The organism is Frankia sp. CcWB2, assembly GCF_977927585.1.
Genome location: NZ_CDWRCM010000276.1, coordinates 1 through 624, shown reverse-complemented (window position 1 = coordinate 624; position 624 = coordinate 1). Strand labels below are relative to the sequence as shown.

The 624-nt window shown below is 63.1% G+C and carries 2 protein-coding genes; both read left to right on the top strand.

Features of this window, described 5'->3' with window-relative positions:
* Positions 1-266 (top strand): antitoxin VbhA family protein (locus ACY45C_RS20270; RefSeq protein ID WP_462189141.1); only part of this gene is annotated, 266 nt, incomplete at its 5' end.
* A partial coding sequence (locus tag ACY45C_RS20265) for a Fic/DOC family protein (protein WP_462189140.1) occupies positions 263-624 on the top strand: 362 nt, incomplete at its 3' end. The genes ACY45C_RS20270 and ACY45C_RS20265, both read left to right, overlap by 4 nt.

The window sequence follows — 624 nt, the reverse complement described above, 5'->3', positions numbered from 1 at the left end:
GGCGGCTGGCGCGTGCAGGGTTGCCGGAGGGGGAGTCGTCTAACGAGCCCATAGAGCCAACGATCATGGCGGACTACTACGCTCGGCTGAGGATGTCAGTCGACGAAGCCGTCTCGGCTGCGGTCGGCAACGCGCGTCTGGAGGGCCACGAGTTCTCGCCTGATACGCAGACTCGACTCCGGCAGGTAGCGTCAGGGACGTGCACAGCCGATGAGGCTGTCGCGGAAATTCTCGCCCGTCACAGGGGGCGCGGCCTCGACCAGTGAGCGACCCGTACTGCTGGCCGGGCACCGAGTGCCTGCGGAACCGGCTCGACATACATGATCCTGATGAGCTCGCCGACATCGAACAGCAGATCTCCGGCCTTCGCTACGCTGAGCTGGGAGCATCCCTCCTCCCGGGCGCTTACGATACCGAGCATCTTCGTCGTTTCCACCGGATGCTCTTCCAGGACATCTACCGATGGGCGGGCGAGATTCGTACTGTGAACCTCGCGAAGGATGGCCACCCGTTCTGCCGGGCGCTGTTCGTTGAGGGGCAGCTCTACGATCTTTTCTCGGGCCTGGCCGAAGACCGTCATCTCGTAGGGCTTAAGCGAGAATCCTTCGTTCTCAGGTTTGCGAC